The 19,067-nt window shown below is 62.4% G+C and carries 20 protein-coding genes; 8 read left to right on the top strand and 12 right to left on the bottom strand.

What is annotated here, in order from left to right:
- The first annotated feature begins 205 nt into the window (after window positions 1-205).
- The gene (gene glpD / locus FHR27_RS01670; RefSeq protein WP_179537595.1) at window positions 206-1,807 is read left to right on the top strand and encodes a glycerol-3-phosphate dehydrogenase; all 1,602 of its coding nucleotides are present in this window, start codon (window positions 206-208) and stop codon (window positions 1,805-1,807) included.
- Here glpD and FHR27_RS01665 read toward each other — a convergent pair.
- Window positions 1,731-2,720, bottom strand: a complete 990-nt coding sequence (locus FHR27_RS01665) for an alpha/beta fold hydrolase (RefSeq protein ID WP_179537594.1) — start codon at window positions 2,718-2,720, stop codon at window positions 1,731-1,733. The genes glpD and FHR27_RS01665 overlap by 77 nt on opposite strands.
- 210 nt (window positions 2,721-2,930) lie before the next feature.
- On the opposite strand from FHR27_RS01665, the gene metR reads away from it, so the two are divergent.
- The gene (metR, locus tag FHR27_RS01660) at window positions 2,931-3,851 is read left to right on the top strand and encodes a transcriptional regulator MetR (protein WP_042555026.1); all 921 of its coding nucleotides are present in this window, start codon (window positions 2,931-2,933) and stop codon (window positions 3,849-3,851) included.
- Between the two features lie 4 nt (window positions 3,852-3,855).
- Here metR and FHR27_RS01655 read toward each other — a convergent pair whose 3' ends face one another.
- Window positions 3,856-5,178 (bottom strand): APC family permease, encoded by a 1,323-nt coding sequence (locus FHR27_RS01655; RefSeq protein WP_042555027.1) that lies wholly within the window; start codon window positions 5,176-5,178, stop codon window positions 3,856-3,858.
- A gap of 107 nt (window positions 5,179-5,285) precedes the next feature.
- Complete coding sequence (locus FHR27_RS01650; protein ID WP_179537593.1) at window positions 5,286-6,104, bottom strand: carbon-nitrogen hydrolase family protein; 819 nt, start codon at window positions 6,102-6,104, stop codon at window positions 5,286-5,288.
- Window positions 6,105-6,268: 164 nt separating this feature from the next.
- Between FHR27_RS01650 and FHR27_RS01645 the strand changes: the two genes are divergently transcribed.
- The 5 genes from FHR27_RS01645 (at window position 6,269) to cmoB (ending at window position 9,803) form a co-directional block, all read left to right on the top strand.
- The gene (locus FHR27_RS01645; RefSeq protein WP_179537592.1) at window positions 6,269-7,054 is read left to right on the top strand and encodes a helix-turn-helix transcriptional regulator; all 786 of its coding nucleotides are present in this window, start codon (window positions 6,269-6,271) and stop codon (window positions 7,052-7,054) included.
- A gap of 52 nt (window positions 7,055-7,106) precedes the next feature.
- Window positions 7,107-7,436: a DHCW motif cupin fold protein gene (locus tag FHR27_RS01640; RefSeq protein ID WP_042555030.1), complete on the top strand. Its 330-nt coding sequence runs from the start codon at window positions 7,107-7,109 to the stop codon at window positions 7,434-7,436.
- A gap of 82 nt (window positions 7,437-7,518) precedes the next feature.
- On the top strand, window positions 7,519-7,911 hold the full coding sequence (locus FHR27_RS01635) for a protease inhibitor I42 family protein (RefSeq protein WP_179537591.1): 393 nt from the start codon (window positions 7,519-7,521) through the stop codon (window positions 7,909-7,911).
- Between the two features lie 150 nt (window positions 7,912-8,061).
- Complete coding sequence (cmoA, locus tag FHR27_RS01630; RefSeq protein WP_179537590.1) at window positions 8,062-8,838, top strand: carboxy-S-adenosyl-L-methionine synthase CmoA; 777 nt, start codon at window positions 8,062-8,064, stop codon at window positions 8,836-8,838.
- Entirely contained in the window at window positions 8,835-9,803 is a 969-nt protein-coding gene (cmoB, locus tag FHR27_RS01625; RefSeq protein WP_042555032.1) for a tRNA 5-methoxyuridine(34)/uridine 5-oxyacetic acid(34) synthase CmoB, read from the top strand. Before cmoA ends, cmoB begins: the two co-directional genes overlap by 4 nt.
- Before the next feature lie 8 nt (window positions 9,804-9,811).
- On the opposite strand, the gene FHR27_RS01620 is transcribed toward cmoB, so the two are convergent.
- The gene (locus FHR27_RS01620; RefSeq protein WP_179537589.1) at window positions 9,812-10,087 is read right to left on the bottom strand and encodes a hypothetical protein; all 276 of its coding nucleotides are present in this window, start codon (window positions 10,085-10,087) and stop codon (window positions 9,812-9,814) included.
- A gap of 127 nt (window positions 10,088-10,214) precedes the next feature.
- On the opposite strand from FHR27_RS01620, the gene FHR27_RS01615 reads away from it, so the two are divergent.
- A complete protein-coding gene (locus FHR27_RS01615) occupies window positions 10,215-11,117 on the top strand; it encodes a LysR substrate-binding domain-containing protein (RefSeq protein ID WP_179537588.1) in 903 nt (300 codons plus the stop codon).
- A gap of 7 nt (window positions 11,118-11,124) precedes the next feature.
- On the opposite strand, the gene pdxJ is transcribed toward FHR27_RS01615, so the two are convergent.
- The 8 genes from pdxJ to FHR27_RS01575 form a co-directional block, all read right to left on the bottom strand.
- Window positions 11,125-11,868: a pyridoxine 5'-phosphate synthase gene (pdxJ, locus tag FHR27_RS01610; protein WP_042555034.1), complete on the bottom strand. Its 744-nt coding sequence runs from the start codon at window positions 11,866-11,868 to the stop codon at window positions 11,125-11,127.
- Window positions 11,861-12,559 (bottom strand): DNA repair protein RecO, encoded by a 699-nt coding sequence (gene recO / locus FHR27_RS01605; protein ID WP_042555035.1) that lies wholly within the window; start codon window positions 12,557-12,559, stop codon window positions 11,861-11,863. The genes pdxJ and recO overlap by 8 nt, the downstream gene beginning before the upstream one ends.
- Before the next feature lie 49 nt (window positions 12,560-12,608).
- On the bottom strand, window positions 12,609-13,511 hold the full coding sequence (era, locus tag FHR27_RS01600; RefSeq protein WP_042555036.1) for a GTPase Era: 903 nt from the start codon (window positions 13,509-13,511) through the stop codon (window positions 12,609-12,611).
- A complete protein-coding gene (gene rnc / locus FHR27_RS01595; RefSeq protein ID WP_042555037.1) occupies window positions 13,504-14,193 on the bottom strand; it encodes a ribonuclease III in 690 nt (229 codons plus the stop codon). Before rnc ends, era begins: the two co-directional genes overlap by 8 nt.
- Complete coding sequence (locus FHR27_RS01590; RefSeq protein ID WP_042555038.1) at window positions 14,190-14,567, bottom strand: DUF4845 domain-containing protein; 378 nt, start codon at window positions 14,565-14,567, stop codon at window positions 14,190-14,192. Before FHR27_RS01590 ends, rnc begins: the two co-directional genes overlap by 4 nt.
- Window positions 14,568-14,674: 107 nt before the next feature.
- Entirely contained in the window at window positions 14,675-15,529 is an 855-nt protein-coding gene (gene lepB / locus FHR27_RS01585) for a signal peptidase I (RefSeq protein ID WP_042555039.1), read from the bottom strand.
- A 5-nt stretch (window positions 15,530-15,534) separates the two neighbouring features.
- The gene (gene lepA, locus FHR27_RS01580) at window positions 15,535-17,334 is read right to left on the bottom strand and encodes a translation elongation factor 4 (protein ID WP_042555040.1); all 1,800 of its coding nucleotides are present in this window, start codon (window positions 17,332-17,334) and stop codon (window positions 15,535-15,537) included.
- A gap of 222 nt (window positions 17,335-17,556) precedes the next feature.
- Window positions 17,557-18,996, bottom strand: coding sequence for a DegQ family serine endoprotease (locus FHR27_RS01575; RefSeq protein ID WP_444964372.1), 1,440 nt, complete (start codon window positions 18,994-18,996; stop codon window positions 17,557-17,559).
- Window positions 18,997-19,067: the final 71 nt, after the last annotated feature.

The following is a 19,067-nucleotide window of genomic DNA, read 5'->3' as shown; positions in this document are numbered from 1 at the left end:
CCTTTTCAGCCTTTCATAGCAACGTAGAGCGAACCTTCCGCCGCTACGGCTATCTGTAGAAATGTTCACGTATTTTCATTCCAGGGTATGACGATGAGTTTTTTCAATCGAATCTCACTGGATACGTGTCTATTCATGCGCTAATATTTTCGAAAGCGAACACAGATGTTCGAATTCAAATACCAAAGCAACACGAGGCCTGACGATGCCAACATCCAGCTTGTCCACCAGCCCGCTGTCCGAGATCTACGATATCGCCGTTGTCGGCGGTGGCATCAACGGTACTGGCATCGCCTGTGATGCGGCCGGTCGTGGCCTGTCCGTGTTCCTTTGCGAGAAAGACGACCTCGCCCGGCATACGTCCTCGGCGAGCAGCAAGCTGATTCATGGAGGGCTGCGCTACCTCGAGCACCATGAATTCCGTCTGGTGCGTGAAGCGCTGGCCGAACGCGAAGTGCTGCTGGCCAAGGCGCCACACATCGTCAGCCCGATGCGCTTCATCCTGCCCCACCGCCCGCACCTGCGCCCTGCCTGGCTGATCCGTGCCGGGCTGTTTCTGTACGACAACCTCGGCAAGCGCAAGGCCCTGCCGCGCTCCCGTGGCGTGAGTTTCGGCGCAGGCAGCCCGCTCAAGGCGGAGATCAGCAAGGGTTTCGAATATTCCGATTGCTGGGTGGACGACGCCCGGCTGGTGGTGCTCAACGCCATGGCGGCACGGGAACATGGCGCCCATGTACACACGCACACGCGCTGCGTCAGCGCACGACGCAGCAAGGGGTTGTGGCATATCCACTTGGAGCGTGCCGATGGCAGCCTGTTCTCGATTCGTGCCAAGGCGCTGGTCAACGCGGCCGGTCCGTGGGTAGCGCGCTTCATTCGTGACGACCTTAAGCAGCAATCGCCCTACGGCATCCGACTGATCCAGGGCAGCCACATCATCGTGCCAAAGCTTTTCGACGGTGAGCAGGCCTACATCCTGCAGAACGAAGATCGCCGTATCGTGTTCGCCATTCCCTACCTCGACCGCTTCACCCTGATCGGCACCACCGACCGTGAATACACCGGCGATCCTGCCACGGTCAGCATCAGCGACGAGGAAACCGATTACCTGCTGCAGGTGGTCAACGCCCATTTCCGCAAGTCGGTCAGCCGTGCAGACATCCTGCACAGCTACGCTGGTGTACGCCCGCTCTGCGATGACGAGTCGGACGAACCTTCGGCCATCACCCGCGACTACACGCTGTCGTTGTCGGCCCAGGGTGACGAACCGCCGCTGCTATCAGTGTTCGGCGGCAAGCTGACCACCTACCGCAAGCTGGCGGAGTCGGCACTGGCGCAACTGGCGCCCTTCTTTCCCAATCTGGGTGCCCGCTGGACCGCCGAGGCACCGCTGCCCGGTGGCGAGCAGATGCAGAGCCGGCAAAGCCTGGTCGACGCACTCTGTGCGCGTCATGGCTGGCTGGATACCGCCTTGGCCCGCCGCTGGGCCGCCAGCTATGGCAGCCGCACCTGGCAACTGCTCGACAAGGTCGAGAGCCTGGAGCAGATGGGCGAAGATTTCGGCCATGGCCTGTATGCCCGCGAGGTGGATTACCTGCGCCAGCACGAGTGGGCCACGGAAGTGGACGACGTTCTCTGGCGTCGCAGCAAGCTCGGCCTGTTCCTGTCCGCGACGCAGCGCAACAGGCTGCAGCGCTACATCACCCCTGAAGTGCATACCGCGGCAGTGGCTACATCTGCACCAGTTGCACATCTTGGCGGTGAGCTTGCAGATGCGGCAGTACGGCCGCCAGCAACGGCGCCTTGAACCGCTCCTGAAAGCGGTGAGCGAGCCCGGGGATCAGCCGCAGCTCGCTACCGCGCACATGCGCCGCCACGTGCACACCGTGCATGACCGGCAGCAGTGGATCGGCGGTGCCGTGCACCACCAGAGTCGGCACCTGCAGCCGATTGAGCAGATCGACTCGGCTGCTTTCGGCGAGAATCGCCAGCAACTGCCGCTCCACCCCGGCGGGATTGAAGGCACGGTCGTAGGCGACCTCGGCCTGGTGCAACAACATCGCGCGATCATCCACGACTGTCGGGCTGCCTAGCGCGGCCAGCAGATCGGCCTGCTGTTCCAGCGCCGCCTCGCGACTGGGTGCATCGCGTCGCGACAACAACCGCAACAGTGCCGGGCTGGGCGCCGGCAATCCCTGGGCGCCGGAGCTGGTCATCACCAGGGTCAGGCTGCGCACCCGCTGCGGCGCCATATCGGCCACATGCTGAGCGATCATGCCGCCCATGCTCGCGCCGAGCAGATGAAACTGACGAATGCCCAACACATCCATCAGGCCCAGCGCATCGCCAGCCATGTCACGCAGTCCGTAAGGCGCGCCGACGGAGAGCCCGAGGCGATAGCGCAACACTTCATAGGCAAGGTTGGCGGTTGGCACCTCGGCGTTCCAGCGGCTCAGGCCCACATCGCGGTTGTCGAAGCGAATGACCCGAAAGCCTTGTTCGCACAACTGCTCGACCACGTCATCCGGCCAGTGGATCAGTTGCCCACCCAGGCCCATGACCAACAGCAGCGCCGGGTCGCCACTGCGCCCGATGCTCTGGTAAGCCAGGCTCACCTCGCCCAGCGATACGCGCTCGATGTCCGAACCGACCTTGCATGCTTCAGTCGCCAGGGACGACAGGCTGCATAGCAAGGCAGCCAGAAAAACCACGACGCGCATCATTCATTCCATAAGCGAGAAACCGGATAGCCGAGAAGTGTCGCAGTGATTGGCGAAAGCGCGCTGCCACACAATGGTGACAGTTTGATGAAATCCGCCAGGCGGGGTGATCGATGAATGACTCGACAGCGAGCCAGCCCTGAGGGACACTGCCTTCATGAAAGTCGCTCATCTTCCCAAGCGATCAGTTGAATATCTCGCAGGCCTGCCATGCTCGAAATCCGCCATTTGAAAACCCTCCACGCGCTGCGCGAGACCGACAGCCTGGTCGAGGCCGCCGAGCGCCTGCACCTGACGCAGTCCGCACTGTCGCACCAGTTCAAGGAGCTGGAGGAGCGCCTGGGCATGCAGCTTTTCGTACGCAAGACCAAACCGGTGCGGTTCACCAGCGCCGGCCTGCGCCTGCTGCAACTGTGCGATAACGTGCTGCCCCTGCTGCGCAGTGCCGAACGCGATCTGGCACGGCTCGCCGGCGGCACTGCGGGTCGTCTGCACATGGCGATCGAATGCCACAGCTGCTTCCAGTGGCTGATGCCGACCATCGATCAGTTTCGCGATGCATGGCCCGAAGTGGAGCTGGATCTGGCTTCGGGGTTCTCCTTCGCGCCACTGCCCGCCCTGGCCCGCGGCGACCTCGACCTGGTAGTGACCTCCGACCCGCTGGAGCTGTCAGGCATCACCTACGTGCCGCTGTTCACCTATGAGGCGATGCTGGCGGTGGCCAACCAGCACGCACTGGCCAACCGGCCTTTCATCCGCCCCGAAGACCTGATCAAGGAAACCCTGATCACCTACCCGGTGGAACGGGATCGACTGGATATCTTCACCCGCTTTCTCGAGCCCGCCGATATCGAGCCCGCCCAGGTGCGCACCTCGGAACTGACGGTGATGATGATGCAACTGGTGGCCAGCGGCCGTGGCGTCTGCGGCCTGCCCAACTGGGCGCTGCACGAGTACAGCTCGCGTGGCTACGTGACCGCCAAGCGCCTGGGCGACAAGGGACTGTTCGCCACGCTTTACGCGGGCATCCGCACGGACATGCTCGACGCCCCCTTCATGCGTGACTTCCTGCTCACCGCCAAGGACACCTCCTTCGCCAACCTCGAAGGGGTGAGCGTCGCTCGGCAGTGATGACTCAGGCAGCGTCGAACTGCATCTCCGGCGGCTGGCGCCGAAAGCCTGCGGTCAGCCAGGCCAGGTAGGCGACGCCCAGTGCCAGCCAGCACAGGCCAAGGGTGATCGCCAGGTGATCCAGGCTGATCATCAGCCACAGCGTGGCGAACATGCCGAGCAGTGGAAACAGCAGGTACTGCAGCAGCGCCCTGGCACCGCGCCGGGCGCCGCCGATCCAGTAGTGAAAGATGACCGACAGGTTGACCAGCGAGAACGCCAGGAAAGCACCGAAGTTGATGAACGAGGTCGAGGTGGTCACGTCCAGTTTCAGCGCCAGCAAGGCCACCACCGCGCACAGCAGGATGCTTCCCAGCGGCGTTCCGAAGCGTTTGCTCAGGGTACCGAACAGGCGCTTGGGCAGCACGCCGTCACGGCCCATGGCGAACAGCAGACGCGAGGCACTGGCCTGAGCCGACAGGCCCGAGGTGAATTGGCCGACGATCAGGCCGATCAGGAATATCGACACGAACAGATCGCCGCCGATGTTGCGGGCGATTTCATAGGCGGCGGAATCGGTACTGGTGAACACGGCGCCAGGGTGAGCGAGCTGCACGAAGTAGGAGGTGACGATGAAGATCAGCCCGCCGAACAGGGTAATCAGCAGAATCGCTCTGGGAATGGTCTTCTGCGGATCGCGGGTTTCCTCGGTCAGCGTGCTGACCGCATCGAAGCCGAGAAACGAATAACAGGCAATGGCAGCGCCGCCCATCACCAGCGGCAGGCTGAAACTGCCGTCGAAGAACGGCTTCAGGCTCCACAGCGGTTTGCTGCCGTCCCCCGCCACGTAATGCACGCACAGGGCAACGAAGGCCACCAGCACCAGAAGCTGCACCACCATCAGCAGGCCGTTGACCGTCTTGGCCAGTTGCAGGCCCACCACGTTGATCAGTGACGTCACCACGATGAAGCCCAGCACCCAGATGGCCTGCGGCACCTCGGGAAACGCCGAACCCAGGTAGGCTGCGCCGATCAGCCAGATGGCCATGGGCAGAAACAGATAATCGAGCAGCACCGCCCAGCCGGCGAGAAAGCCCAGCTTGGCGTTGATCGACTTGCGCACGTAGGTGTAGGCGGAGCCGGCCACGGGAAAGGCCGCGGCCATTTTCGCGTAGCTCAGTGCGGTGAACAGCATGGCCAGTGTCGCGGCCAGGTAGGCGGCGGGCACTTGCCCACTGGTCACGTCGGCAAGAATGCCGAAGGTACCGAGCACGATGATCGGGGTCATGTAGGCGATGCCGAACAGCACCACCGAACCCAGTGACAGGGTACGTTTGAGATTGGCCATTACTGCTACTCCGAGATTATGATTTTTATGGCAGAGCCGAAGTCGGCGAACACAGCAGCGCTCACCGGGCGCAGGGCCCGGCGGCAACGCGGAGGTTGGCCTCCGTCTTAACGTGGAATCAGCAGTTCTCGGCGCCCGTCCGGGTAGTCGATGCGCTCGCCAGGCAGCGTCAGGCGCCGCTCCTCGAGGTAGCGGTAATCGCTGCAGGCAGCCTGCCGCTGATCGAAGTCGAGCTCGACGATCTGCCGGCACTCTTCGCGACCCGCCTCGCACAGCAACTGACCGAACGGATCGACCACACTGCTGCCGCCAGCGAAGACCAGATCGCCATCGCCGCTGCCTACGCGATTGACCATCACCGCGAATGCCTGGTTTTCCATGGCGCGCGCCATGATCGCCGTGCGGTGGGTGGGACCGTAGGGGTCCATGTTGCCGTTGGTGACGATGATCAGGTCGACGCCGAGCTGCGCCAGCGCCCGGGCGCTTTCCGGAAACTCGATGTCGAAACAGATCAGAATGCCGACCCGGATTCCCTGCCAGGGCACCGTCACGTAGCGGTCACCCGGCGTGAAGATGCCACGGTCGGAGGACCACAGGTGGGTCTTGCGGTAGCGCATGGCGATCCCCGCCGGGGTGATCAGCAACGTGGTGTTGTAGAACACCCCCGCATCGTTTTCCGCCATGCCGATGGCCACCGAGACATTGCGCTCGCGAACCGCCTGCTGCACGGCCTGAATCGTCGGGCCATCGACTGGCTCGGCCAGTTCGGCGATGTTCAGCGCTGTCGGAAAGCCCATCAGATGAGTTTCCGAGAAAACCAGCAGATCGGTACCCTCGGCGCTGTCATCGATAGCCTGTAGAGCGCGACTCAGGTTGTAGACGGTGTCGCCATCACGGCCGCGCATTTGTACGAGTTCGATCTTCATCTCGATATCCTGTTGTTTTGTCCCGGGCCGATAAAAAGCGTCAGAATCGGCCTGGTATTTCCTTGCCTGGCAGGTCGGTGAACTGCCAATGCCGTACCCCGAGTATGGCGGCAAGGATCGGCGCCGGTAATCACGCGGGCGGGTTAACCCATTGGGGGTAGGAAGTGGGACTTTCGTTGCAGCACATCGCCTGGCACCAGTCGGTTGGCAAGCTCATCGAGGGGCTGGATCGCCCCGCCTTCTGGACGGCGCTGGTGCGCGTGCTGGAGCAGTACGTCGCGTTCGACAGCTGGGTGGTGCTGATCTTCAGCGAGGCACGCCCCCAGGTTCTCGCCGAGTGCCCCGGGCTGGACGGTGGCCCCGATACGCTGTTCCTGGATTACCTCAAGGGCCTCTACCAGCTCGATCCGTTCTACATCGACAGCCGCGAACGCGCCGTGGGCGGCCTGCTGCACCTGGCTGACGTGGCACCGGAACGCTTCGAACGAACCGACTACTACCAACGCTATTTCCGCCTCAACGTGGTGGTCGACGAAGTGCAGTTCAACGTTCCGCTGCAGGATGGCCGAACCTTGTGCCTGTCGCTGGGTGCGCGCCACCGTTTCAGCCCCGAGAACCTCGCCCTGCTTGGCCTGGTGCAACCCTGGGTAAGCGGCCTGATGCGCCAGCGCCTGGCCTTCGATCAGGACTTGCTGGGCAACAGCACGCCCGGCCCGGCTCGCCCGCGACCTCAGGGCAGCGCCGGGCACTGGATGGAAAACACCCTGACGGCGCGGGAGCTGGATGTCGCCCGGCTGATGCTCAGTGGCTGCTCGGGCAAGGAGATCGCCCGCAAGCTGTCGATTTCGACGGAAACGGTCAAGGTGCACCGCAAGCACATCTACGCCAAACTGGGGATAAAGTCGCAATCCGAGCTGTTCGCCCTGTTCCTCCAGGCCCAGCAGGACTGACGTCATCGCCTCCACAACCGCGCCACGATTCAGTACACGCCAGGAAACGCTCATGAACATCGCCGACATCCCTTTTGGCATTACCGACTGGAGCCAGGTGGACGCCACCGAGCATCCCGGAGAAACCGGCGTGGCCCACTGGCGAACTCGCCAGTTCGGCACGTTGCGGGTGCGTATGGTCGACTACTCGCCCGGTTACCTGGCCGATCACTGGTGCAGCAAGGGCCATATCCTGCTGTGCCTCGAGGGCGAGCTGCACACCGAGCTGGAGGATGGCCGCCGCTTCGTGATGACCGCTGGCATGAGCTATCAAGTCGCCGATCAGGCGGAAGCGCACCGTAGCTCGACGAGCAGCGGCGCGCGGCTGTTCATCGTCGACTGACCCTGTTCGCTCGCCGGCACGGGTTACAGGCCGCGCGGCAGCGGCTATGCTGAAGAGCGTTTCCCAGCCACCGGAGCCCCCGATGACCTTTGCCCACAGCCTGCCGCTCGTTGCGGCAGTCGCCTTGCTGAGTGCCTGCGCGAGCCAGTCCAGAAGCGTTACCGTGCAGGAACAGAGGCAATGCCCGCTCGACCTGCACGCCGGCCAGCAGATGATCCTCACGCTGCCGAGCAACCCCACCACCGGGTATCGCTGGGTGGTCCGCAAGAATGCTGCCAGCGTCCTCAAGAGCCTCGGCCCGGAAGTCTACAGCGCGGCTGAGAACTCCGACCTGGTTGGCGGCGACGGTCACTCCACCTGGCGTTTCCAGGCGACCGAAAGCGGTGAAGCACAACTGCTGCTGACCTATGTGCAGCCCTGGGATGCCAGCGCCGAACCGGCCGACACCTTCGACTGCCGGGTTAGCGTTCGCTAGGAAGCCGCAGCCTGGGGAGCGCGGCGCGATGCCCAGGCTACGAAAATGGCCGTCGCAGTGCTGTAGTCGATCACCGGCGAGCGCGCGCCTACGGCAGCGATCCGACGAATGCCGCCGACAAGGTTTGGCTAATCGCCGGACTTGGCTAAAATGCGCGGCTTTCCAGCGCCGCGCAGACCGACCGTGACCAGACAGCCCGACCAACTTTTCGCCCAGCCACTGGACCAGGTGCCGGACTTCGTCTTCAACGAAGACGTGGCCCGTGTGTTCCCGGACATGATCAAGCGCTCGGTGCCCGGTTACCCGACCATCGTCGAGAACATCGGCGTGCTGGCCGGTCAGTTCGCCCAGCCGCACAGCGTGCTCTACGACCTGGGCAGCTCGCTGGGCGCCGTGACCCAGGCGCTGCGCCGTCACGTTCAGCTGGAAGACTGCCGGGTGGTCGCCGTGGACAACTCCAGCGCCATGGTCGAACGCTGCCGCGAGTACCTGCACGCTCAGGATTCGATGTTTCAGGAGCTTCTGCCGGTCGAGGTCATGGAGGCCGATATTCTCGCCATGGACTTCCAGGCGACCTCACTGGTCGCGCTGAACTTCACCTTGCAGTTCATCGAGCCGGCTCAGCGCCAGCCGCTACTGGCCCGTATCCGACAGGCGTTGCTGCCTGGCGGCGCACTGATCCTGTCGGAAAAGCTGCGCTTCGAAGACGACCAGCAACATGCGCTGCTCACCGACCTGCATATCGCGTTCAAACGCGCCAATGGTTACAGCGAACTGGAAATCGCCCAGAAGCGCAGCGCCATCGAAAACGTCATGCTGCCTGACAGCCTCGAGCAACACCGCGAGCGGCTATTGGCAGCCGGTTTCAGCAAGGTGGTGCCCTGGTTCCAGTGCCTGAACTTCGCCTCCATGGTGGCCTTGCCATGATGCGCCGTATGGATCTCGATGCCCTGCAGGCACAACTCGCCGGCACTCCCTTGCAGGAATGGAGCGCCGACCTGCCGGGGCAGATCGACGCCAAACTGGCCATCGGTCATGGTGACCTGCAGCGTTGGTACGCCGCTGTCGAAGCGCTGCCGGCACTGGACATCGGGCAAATCGACCTGAGCGGGGATTTCAGGCTCGACGGTGCGCGCGACGAGACCACTCGTGTAGCTCTGGATACTGCCCTGCGCGGCCTGATCCCCTGGCGCAAGGGCCCCTTTCACCTGTTCGGCGTGCACGTGGATACCGAATGGCGTTCCGACTGGAAATGGCAGCGGGTATCCCCGCATCTGGACCTGACCGGCAAACGCGTACTCGACGTCGGCTGCGGCAATGGCTATTACATGTGGCGGATGCTCGGCGATGGCGCCCGGAGCGTGGTCGGCATCGACCCCAACTGGCTGTTTCTCTGCCAGTTCCTGGCCATGAAAAATTACCTGCCAGAGATGCCAGCCTGGCATCTGCCCCTGGGCATCGAAGAACTGCCAGCAAAGCTGCAGGGCTTCGACACCGTGTTCTCCATGGGCGTGCTGTACCACCGGCGCTCGCCCATCGATCACCTGCTGGAACTCAAGGATTGCCTGCTCAAGGGTGGCGAACTGGTACTGGAGACGCTGGTGGTGGAAGGCGATGCTTATCAGGTGCTGGTTCCCGAAGACCGTTACGCGCAGATGCGCAACGTATGGTTCCTGCCCTCGGTACCGGCGCTGGAACTGTGGCTGCGCCGCGCCGGCTTCGTCGACGTGCGTTGCGTGGACGTCAGCGTCACCTCGATCGAGGAACAGCGCAGCACCGAGTGGATGCGCTACCAGTCGCTGCCCGAGTTCCTCGACCCGCTGGACCATCGCCGCACCATCGAAGGTCTACCGGCCCCGCGCCGCGCAGTGCTGGTCGCGCGCAAACCCTGACAGCAGCGTCAGCCAGCCACATCACCCTTGCGGCGCCACTCGGCCTGCCGCGCGGCGATCGTCGCGAGGGGCATTTGCGCCCCTGCGCTGACTCGCTCCTGGGCACTCCCCAAGCGCACCTGCCCGACGCTTTCGAGCCTCAGCAGGCGGCGCATCTTGCGCCTCCAGCACCAGGCGAAATACCAGTCGCCCAGCCACTGGATCAGCTCATTGGCGACAAGGCCCGACGACCTTGCCTGGCGGGTGCGCTGGGTATTGGCGACATACCGTTCGTTCGACGTCATGACAACTCTCCTCGACAGCCTGAGGTCGCCGGTTATCGGTGACCGCTTGCTGACAGATTGAGTTGCGCCTAACGTTAAGACAAACGAGTAATACCTAATGACCGATTAAGAAAATATTAACGACCTTATGAACAACACGCTGCTCACCGACCTGCCCGCCGCACTGCCACTACTGGAAAGCGACGTGCTGAAGACGTTCGTCGGCATCGCCGAAAGCGGCAGCTTTACCCGCACCGCCGCCCAGGTATTCCGTACCACGGCGGCTGTCAGTCAGCAGATCAAGCGCCTGGAGGAAACCCTCGGGCGCACGCTGTTTCTCCGCGAAAGCCGCCGCGTGCGGCTGACCGCGGATGGCGAGATTCTGCTCGGCTACGCGCGGCGTCTGCTCAAGCTCAACGAGGAGGCGGTATCGCACTTTCTGGTTCCGAACCTGGCGGGCACCGTGCGTTTCGGCACGCCATTCGACATCGGCGTAGGCGCCCTCCCCGACCTGCTATCGCAGTTCGCCCTCAGCCACCCCGCAGTTCAGGTCGATGTATCGGTAGGTCGCAGCTGCGAGCTGATCGAGCGTCTGGATGGCGGAGAGCTGGACCTTACCTTGCTGAACACCGGCAACGGCGATGCCGACGACTCCCGAGGGGAGATCATCTGCAGCGAATCGCTGGTGTGGGCAGGCCGTGATGGCGGGCTGGCGGTCAAGCGCAACCCTCTACCCCTGGCCGTCGCCAGCCGCGGCTGCGCCTGGCGACGTGCAGCCATGGACGGCCTCGACAGGCTGGGGCGCAGCTACCGCATCGCCTACTCCAGCGAGCAGTGCGCTGGCCAGGAAGCGGCGCTGCTTGCCGACCTGGCCATCGCAGCCTTCCCGGCCAGCCTGGTCAAACCCCCGCTGCGCCGCCTCTCTCAACAGGAGCATGGGCTACCACCGTTGGGCGACTATCACATCAAACTGCTGCGCGGCAGCAACCGTGGCGCGGCTGCCGAAGCACTGGCGGCACAGGTGGCAGTGGCCTACGGAGCAGGCCGCTAACGCGCCACTAGCGTGCTGCGGCACTCTCGATCAGTTGTTTCATTTCCCGCACCGCATCCTTGAAGCCAACGAACAGGGCATGGCTGACCAGAGCATGGCCGATGTTCAGTTCGTTGATCCCTGGGATCGCCGCCACCGGCTCGACATTGTGGTAGTGCAGACCATGACCGGCATTGACGACCAGCCCCAGCGAAACGCCCAGCGCGACACCCTCACGAATACGCTGCAGCTCGGCAGCGGCCTGCTGCGGATCATGCGCATCGGCATAGCGCCCGGTGTGCAGCTCGATGGCCGGAGCGCCGACGCGCTTGCTCGCCTCGATCTGCCGCGGATCGGCGTCGATGAACAGCGAAACTTCACTACCAGCGGCAGCCAGGCGCTGCACCGCTGCGGCGATTCGCGCCTCCTGGCCGGCCACGTCCAGACCACCTTCGGTCGTCAGTTCCTGCCGGGTTTCCGGCACCAGACAGACGTGCTCGGGACGGATTTCTTCAGCGAAATCGAGCATGAAGTCGGTCACGCCCATCTCGAAGTTCATGCGTGTCTGCAACACGTCCTTGAGCAGGCGCACATCGCGCTCCTGAATGTGCCGACGATCCTCGCGCAAGTGCACGGTGATGCCATCGGCACCGGCCTCCTCGGCGTCCAGCGCCGCCTTGACGGGGTCGGGATAGCGCGTACCGCGCGCCTGGCGCAGCGTAGCGACGTGGTCGATATTCACGCCCAGCAAAACACGATTGGCTTCAGTCACGGGTCGGCTCCTTGAGCGTCATGAACAATTCGCGGCTGACCAGAGGTCGACCGCCCAGATGAGGGGCCAGCGCCTGGCGCATCAGGCGCTTGGCAGCCGCCAACGCACCCGGTGCGGTCCAGTCCGCCTCGGCCATGGCCAGCAGCTCGCTGCCGAGGAAGGCGCCAGGCTGCCAATGGCCGATTGGCAGCAGACCACTGTCGGATTGCAGTCGATACAGCCCGGTGGCGACCACGGGATCGCCCTGTATATCGCTGTCGAGGGCGAAACCATAGCCGAGTTCGTCCAGCAGGCGCCATTCGAAGGCGCGCAACAGCGGCTCCAGCGCGCGCCCCTGGGCCAGTGCCAGAACGGTCAGGGCGTACTGCTCGAAAATGATCGGATGGGGGTCCTCGGCCGGCAGCACGCGGATCAGCAGTTCGTTCAGATACAGGCCGCTGAACAGCGCATCCCCCGAGAGCAGATTGGGAATACCCGCCGCCTCCAGACGGCCGACGTTCTTCAGCTCACCGCGGCCACGGGTTTCCAGTTCCAGAGGTATGAACGGCCTGGCCAGACTGCCGGCCTTGCCCCGCGCACCGCGCAATACGGCACGCAAACGCCCCTGGGGCGTGAGGAAGTCGACCAGCGCACTGCTTTCACGGTACGCACGGCTGTGCAGGACATAGGCGGGCTGGCTGAGCGCAAGCATGCTGAATCACTCGCTGTCGGTGCCAGCCGCGAGGCGGCGGGATGCCGGGTCAGATATTGTCGTAGCCCAGGGAACGCAGCGCACGCTCGTCGTCGGACCAGCCGCTTTTGACCTTGACCCAGAGATTGAGCATGACCTTGGTGTCGAACATCGACTCCATGTCCTTGCGTGCTTCCTGGCCGATGCGCTTGATGCGCTCGCCCTTCTCGCCAATGATGATTTTCTTCTGCCCGTCACGCTCGACCAGGATCAGCGCATGGATGTGCATGATCCGTCCCTCGCGCTTGAACTCTTCGATTTCCACGGTGATCTGGTAAGGCAGCTCGGCGCCCAGCTGGCGCATGATCTTCTCGCGTACCAGCTCGGCAGCGAAGAAGCGCCCGGAGCGATCGGTGATCTGGTCTTCCGGAAAGAAGTGCACGCCTTCTGGCAGACGATCACCGACGAGCTTTTCCAGGGAATCCAGGTTGTGCCCCTGCTGCGCGGATACCGGCACGATTTCGGCATTCGGCAACTGCTCGGCCAGCCACTTCAGGTGCGGCATCAGATCGGCCTTGTCGTCCAGACGGTCGGTCTTGTTGACCGCCAGGATCACCGGGCCCTCGACGTACTGGATGCGCTCGAGCACCATCTGGTCTTCATCGGTCCAGCGCGTGCGGTCGACCACGAAGATCACCACGTCGACGTCCTTGAGGGCCGACGAGGCGTTCTTGTTCATGTAGCGGTTGAGCGCTTTCTCGTTGTTCTTGTGCAGGCCGGGCGTGTCGACGTAGATGGCCTGTACGTCACCCTCGGTCTTGATGCCGAGCATGTTGTGGCGAGTGGTCTGCGGCTTGCGCGAGGTAATCGCCAGCTTCTGACCGAGGATGTGATTGAGCAAGGTCGACTTGCCCACGTTGGGCCGGCCGACGATGGCGACGTAGCCACAGCGTGTTACAGGCGAATCAGTCATTGCCGTTCTCCACACCCAGAGCGATCAGCGCTGCCGTCGCCGCTACCTGTTCGGCAATACGGCGGCTGGCACCTTGGCCCAGGGTCTTGTCATTGAGTAGATTGACCTGACATTCGACCACGAATGTCCGGCAATGGGGCTCGCCCTGAATGTCGACCACCTCGTAACGCGGCAGCTCGCAGGCACGTGACTGCAGGAATTCCTGCAGACGCGTCTTGGGGTCCTTGTTGGTGTCGACCAGGGTCAGGCCATCCAGCTCGTTGGTCAACCAGGCCAGTACGCGCTCGCGGGCAACGTCCATGCCGGCATCCAGATAAATGGCACCGATCAGGGCCTCGAGCGCGTCGGCGAGGATGGAGTCGCGGCGGAAGCCACCACTCTTCAGCTCACCGGAGCCCAGACGCAGGTATTCGCCCAGGTCGAAACCACGGGCCAGTATGGCCAGGGTCTCGCCCTTCACCAGACGCGCACGCAGCCGCGAAAGCTGCCCTTCACGGGCCTGGGGGAAACGCTCGTAGAGCGCTTCACCGGCAACGAAATTGAGGATTGCATCACCGAGGAACTCCAGACGCTCGTTATTGCGACCGGCGAAACTACGGTGGGTCAGCGCCAGGATCATCAGATCCTGGTCCTTGAAGCTATGCCCGAGCTGGCGCTCGAGGCGGGTCAACGAAACACTCACGGCATTCGCACACGGAATTCTTTATCGAAATTAACCACCAGATCGATGTTCTCGATCAGCGATTCGCGTTTTTCATACTTCAGGTGGGCGAGAAACTCATTGTTGACGATTGTCACCTTGAGGACGTCCTGCGGGTTCAGGTCACGAATACTGTTGACCGTCATGCCGCGGCTGACGTGGGCATAGAAATCACCCACGGTTCTGACGTCCTGCAACTTGTCGGTTTCCACCGAGGTGATGATCTTTTCCATCGACATGTAGTCGAGGTAGTGCGGAACCACCTTGAACGCAGTGCTGGCGAGAAACGCCACCACAGCGAGCACAACCAGCCAACTCACAATCGACAGACCTTGCTGCGAGCGTGCGAATTTCATGTTCTTCCCCAATATCCAGATAGTTCCAGTCATGCGCGTCAGGCGCATGAGAAGACTATAGATAGCTGGCGGCGCCGTATTGAACGGCGCCGCAAATTTTCATCAGATCAGTGAATGAGCCCAACGCGGGAGAAGTTCGGCAGACTCTTGAACTTCGGATCCGGCCAGCTCATCCAGATGGCGAACGCCTTGCCGACGATGTTGCGATCCGGAACCATGCCCAGTACATCCTTGGGAATGCTCGGGTCGTTCCAGTAGCGGCTGTCGTTGGAGTTGTCGCGGTTGTCGCCCATCATGAAGTAGTGCCCCTCGGGAATCGTCCACTCCTTGCCTGGCTCGGCACGGTAGCGGCTCATTTCCTTGCGGATGCGGTGTTCCACTTCACCCAGATGCTCGCTGTACAGCGTGGCGCTGCCCAGGCTGCCCGGCTCTTCGCCGATCAGTTGCTCGGCGACCGGCTTGCCATTGACGAACAGGCGTTTCTCGCTGCTATAGCGCACATGATCGCCCGGTAGACCGATCACGCGCTTGATGTAGTTGACGTTGGGGTCGCTCGGATAGCGGAACACCATGACGTCGCCGCGCTGCGGGTCACCCACTTCGATCACCTTGGTGTCCAGCACCGGCAGGCGAATGCCGTAGGCGAACTTGTTGACCAGGATGAAATCGCCGACCTCGAGGGTCGGAATCATCGAGCCGGACGGGATCTGAAACGGCTCGACCAAGAAGGAGCGCAGCACCAGCACGATGGCCAGTACCGGAAAGAACGACTTGCCGTATTCGACCAGCAACGGCTCCTTGTTGAGTTTCTCGACCACTGCCTCGTCGGCTTGCTCGACCTTGCCCTGATAGCTGGCGATCGCCGCGCGACGCCGGGGCGCCAGAAAGACCAGATCGAACAGAGCCAGAGCGCCGCACACGGCGACGGCGATGACCAGCAACAGCGGAAAATTAAATGACATAGGCCCTAACTATCCAACTTGAGTACAGCAAGGAAGGCTTCCTGCGGAATTTCCACGTTGCCGACCTGCTTCATGCGCTTCTTACCGGCCTTCTGTTTTTCCAACAGCTTGCGCTTACGACTCACGTCACCGCCGTAGCACTTGGCCAGAACGTTCTTTCTCAATGCCTTGACAGTGGTACGCGCGACGATCTGCCCGCCAATGGCGGCCTGGATGGCAACGTCGAACATCTGCCGAGGGATCAGCTCTTTCATCTTCTCGGTCAACTGACGCCCTTTGTAGTGGGCGTTGTCACGGTGCACGATCAGCGCCAGGGCGTCGACCTTGTCGCCGTTGATCAACACGTCCAGTTTGACCAGATTGGCCGACTGGTAGCGGTCGAAATGGTAATCCAGCGAGGCGTAACCACGGCTGGTGGACTTCAGACGATCGAAGAAATCGAGCACCACTTCGTTCATCGGCAGGTCGTAGCGAACCTGAACCTGGGTGCCGAGGAACTGCATGTCGCGCTGAACGCCACGCTTCTCGATACACAGGGTGATGACGTTACCCAGGTGTTCCTGCGGTACCAGAATGGTCGCAGCAACGATCGGCTCGCGGAAATCCTCCACCGAGGAAACATCCGGCAGCTTGGACGGGTTGTCGACGTAAATCGTTTCACCGGTCTTGAGCACCACCTCGAAAATAACGCTCGGTGCGGTGGTGATCAGGTCCAGGTCGTACTCGCGTTCGAGGCGCTCCTGGATGATTTCCATGTGCAGCATGCCGAGGAAGCCACAACGGAAGCCGAAGCCCAGGGCGTCGGAGCTCTCCGGCAGGTACTGCAATGACGAGTCGTTGAGAGTCAGCTTCTGCAGTGCATCGCGGAAGTCCTCGAAGTCATCTGAGCTGACCGGGAACAGTCCGGCGTAGACCTGTGGCTGGATACGCTTGAAACCCGCCAGCACTTCGACGTCGGGCGTCGAGCTGAGGGTCAGGGTATCGCCCACCGGTGCGCCGTGAATGTCCTTGATGCTGGCGATGATGAAGCCCACTTCACCGGCCTTGAGATCCGCGGTCGCGGTGTGCTTGGGATTGAACACCCCCACGCTGTCGACCAGGTGCACCTTGCCAGTGGACTTGACCAGAATCTTGTCGCCCTTCTTCACCCGGCCGTGACGTACACGCACCAGGGAAACGACGCCCAGGTAGTTGTCGAACCAGGAGTCGATGATCAGCGCTTGCAGCGGCGCGTCGATCTCACCGGTCGGCGCCGGGATGGTGTGCACCAGGCGCTCGAGCACTTCGTCGACGCCCATGCCGCTCTTGGCGCTACAGGCAACGGCGTCGGTGGCGTCGATACCGATGATCTTCTCGATCTCTTCCTTGACGCGATCCGGGTCGGCCTGGGGCAGATCCATCTTGTTCAGCACGGGCATGACTTCCAGCCCCTGCTCGATGGCGGTGTAGCAGTTGGCGACCGACTGCGCCTCGACACCCTGACCCGCATCGACGACCAGCAACGCGCCTTCACAGGCAGCCAGCGAGCGGCTCACCTCATAGGTGAAGTCGACGTGCCCTGGCGTATCGATGAAGTTCAGCTGATAGGTAATGCCGTCCTGCGCCTTGTAGTACAGGGTGACGCTGTGGGCCTTGATGGTGATGCCGCGCTCGCGCTCCAGGTCCATGGAGTCGAGAACCTGAGCCTCCATCTCGCGCGCGGTCAGACCGCCGCACATCTGGATGAACCGGTCAGCCAGTGTCGACTTGCCGTGGTCAATGTGGGCAATGATGGAAAAATTGCGGATATGACTCAGGTCACTCACAGGACAACACTCGAAAAAGGCCGCAGGCGACTGCCCGCCGAAAATAGCCGCGAAGTTTAACCGAGTGCTTGCCCCTACGTCACGTCAGGACAAGCGCATGAAGGCGCTATTTAGCCTCGGCAGCACTCGCGGAAACAAAAAATCGCCGCGCACGGACATGAAAAAGGGGCGATTTTCATCACCCCTTCCTGATCATCAACCAGAGCGGCTGCTCAGCCTGGCCTATTCGGCCAGCTTGAAGGTGATGAAGCTGGCCCGGCCCTGGCGCAACACGCGCATGGAGACCGAACGGTTCTTGGGCAGCGACTGAGCCACCTCGGTGAAGTTCTTCGCCGACCCGATAGCCTGATTGTTCAGGTGCGTGATCACGTCACCAGGACGCAGACCGATCAGCGCTGCAGGACCGTCCTGCACTTCGCGGATGACCACACCGCCTTTCAGATCCAGAGCCTTCTTCTGCTCTTCGGTCAGCTCGGCGACGCTCACGCCCAGGCGGTTGCTGCTGCGCTCCACGCCTGGGGTAGCGCTTTCGGTAGCGTCATCGCCATCATCGGCGGGCATGGTACCGACGGCCAGCTTCAGGGTCTTGCGCGCACCTTCGCGGACGATCTCCAGATTGGCCTTGGTGCCTGGCTTCAATGCACCCACCAGATGAGGCAGATCGGCAGACATGATGATCGGCTTGCCGTCCAGGCTGAGGATCACATCCCCGACCTGCAAACCGCCCTTGGCGGCCGGGCCGTCTTCAAGCACCTGAGCGACCAGCGCACCGGCCGGTTTCTCCAGACCGAAGGACTCGGCGAGATCCTTGTTCACTTCCTGGATGACCACCCCCAGCCAGCCGCGACTGACCTTGCCACTGGCCTTCAGCTGGTCGGCCACATCCATCGCCACGCTCATCGGAATGGCGAAGGACAGCCCCATGAAACCACCGGAGCGGGTAAAGATCTGCGAATTGATACCCACCACCTCGCCATCCAGATTGAACAGCGGGCCACCCGAATTGCCGGGATTGATCGCCACGTCGGTCTGGATGAACGGCACATAGCTCTCGTTGGGCAGGCTGCGGCCCTTGGCACTGACGATACCGGCGGTCACCGAATGATCGAAGCCGAACGGAGAACCGATGGCCAGCACCCACTCACCGACCTTGAGGTTGTCGGAGTTGCCGAGCTTCACGGTAGGCAGGTCGTTGGCCTCCACCTTGAGCAGAGCGACGTCGCTGCGCGGATCGGTACCGATCAGCTTGGCCTCCAGCTCACTGCGGTCGGACAAACGCACGATGATTTCATCGGCATCGGCGACCACATGGTTGTTGGTCAGGATGTAGCCATCCTTGGAAATGATGAAACCCGAGCCCAATGACTGAGCCTCACGCTGACGACCACCGCCACCGGGCGAACGAGGCTGCTGGGGAATGCTGCGCTCGAAGAACTCGCGAAACATTGGCGGCAGACCTTCCAGATCCGGAACGGACAACCCGCCACTGCTGGCAACGGCGTTCGGCACTTTCTGCCGGGTGCTGATATTGACCACGGCGGGCGAAGCGGCTTCGACGAGTGGCGTGAAGTCCGGCAACTGCGCATGCGCAGCAATGGACTGCCCCATCATGAACACCGCGAAAAGCGCGGCCGCATAGGTTTTCAGGCTAGGCATCGACATTACAGATTCTTCCCCATCCAGAACAAACGAGCCCCCTGCGGGGGCCATCGGTAAAACAGAACATGACGATA

Origin of the sequence: Pseudomonas flavescens (assembly GCF_013408425.1) — a bacterium.
In the GTDB taxonomy this organism is placed as follows: domain Bacteria; phylum Pseudomonadota; class Gammaproteobacteria; order Pseudomonadales; family Pseudomonadaceae; genus Aquipseudomonas; species Aquipseudomonas fulva_A.
The sequence above is the reverse complement of the archived record's forward strand: the minus strand, read 5'-3'. Positions and strand labels throughout refer to the sequence as shown.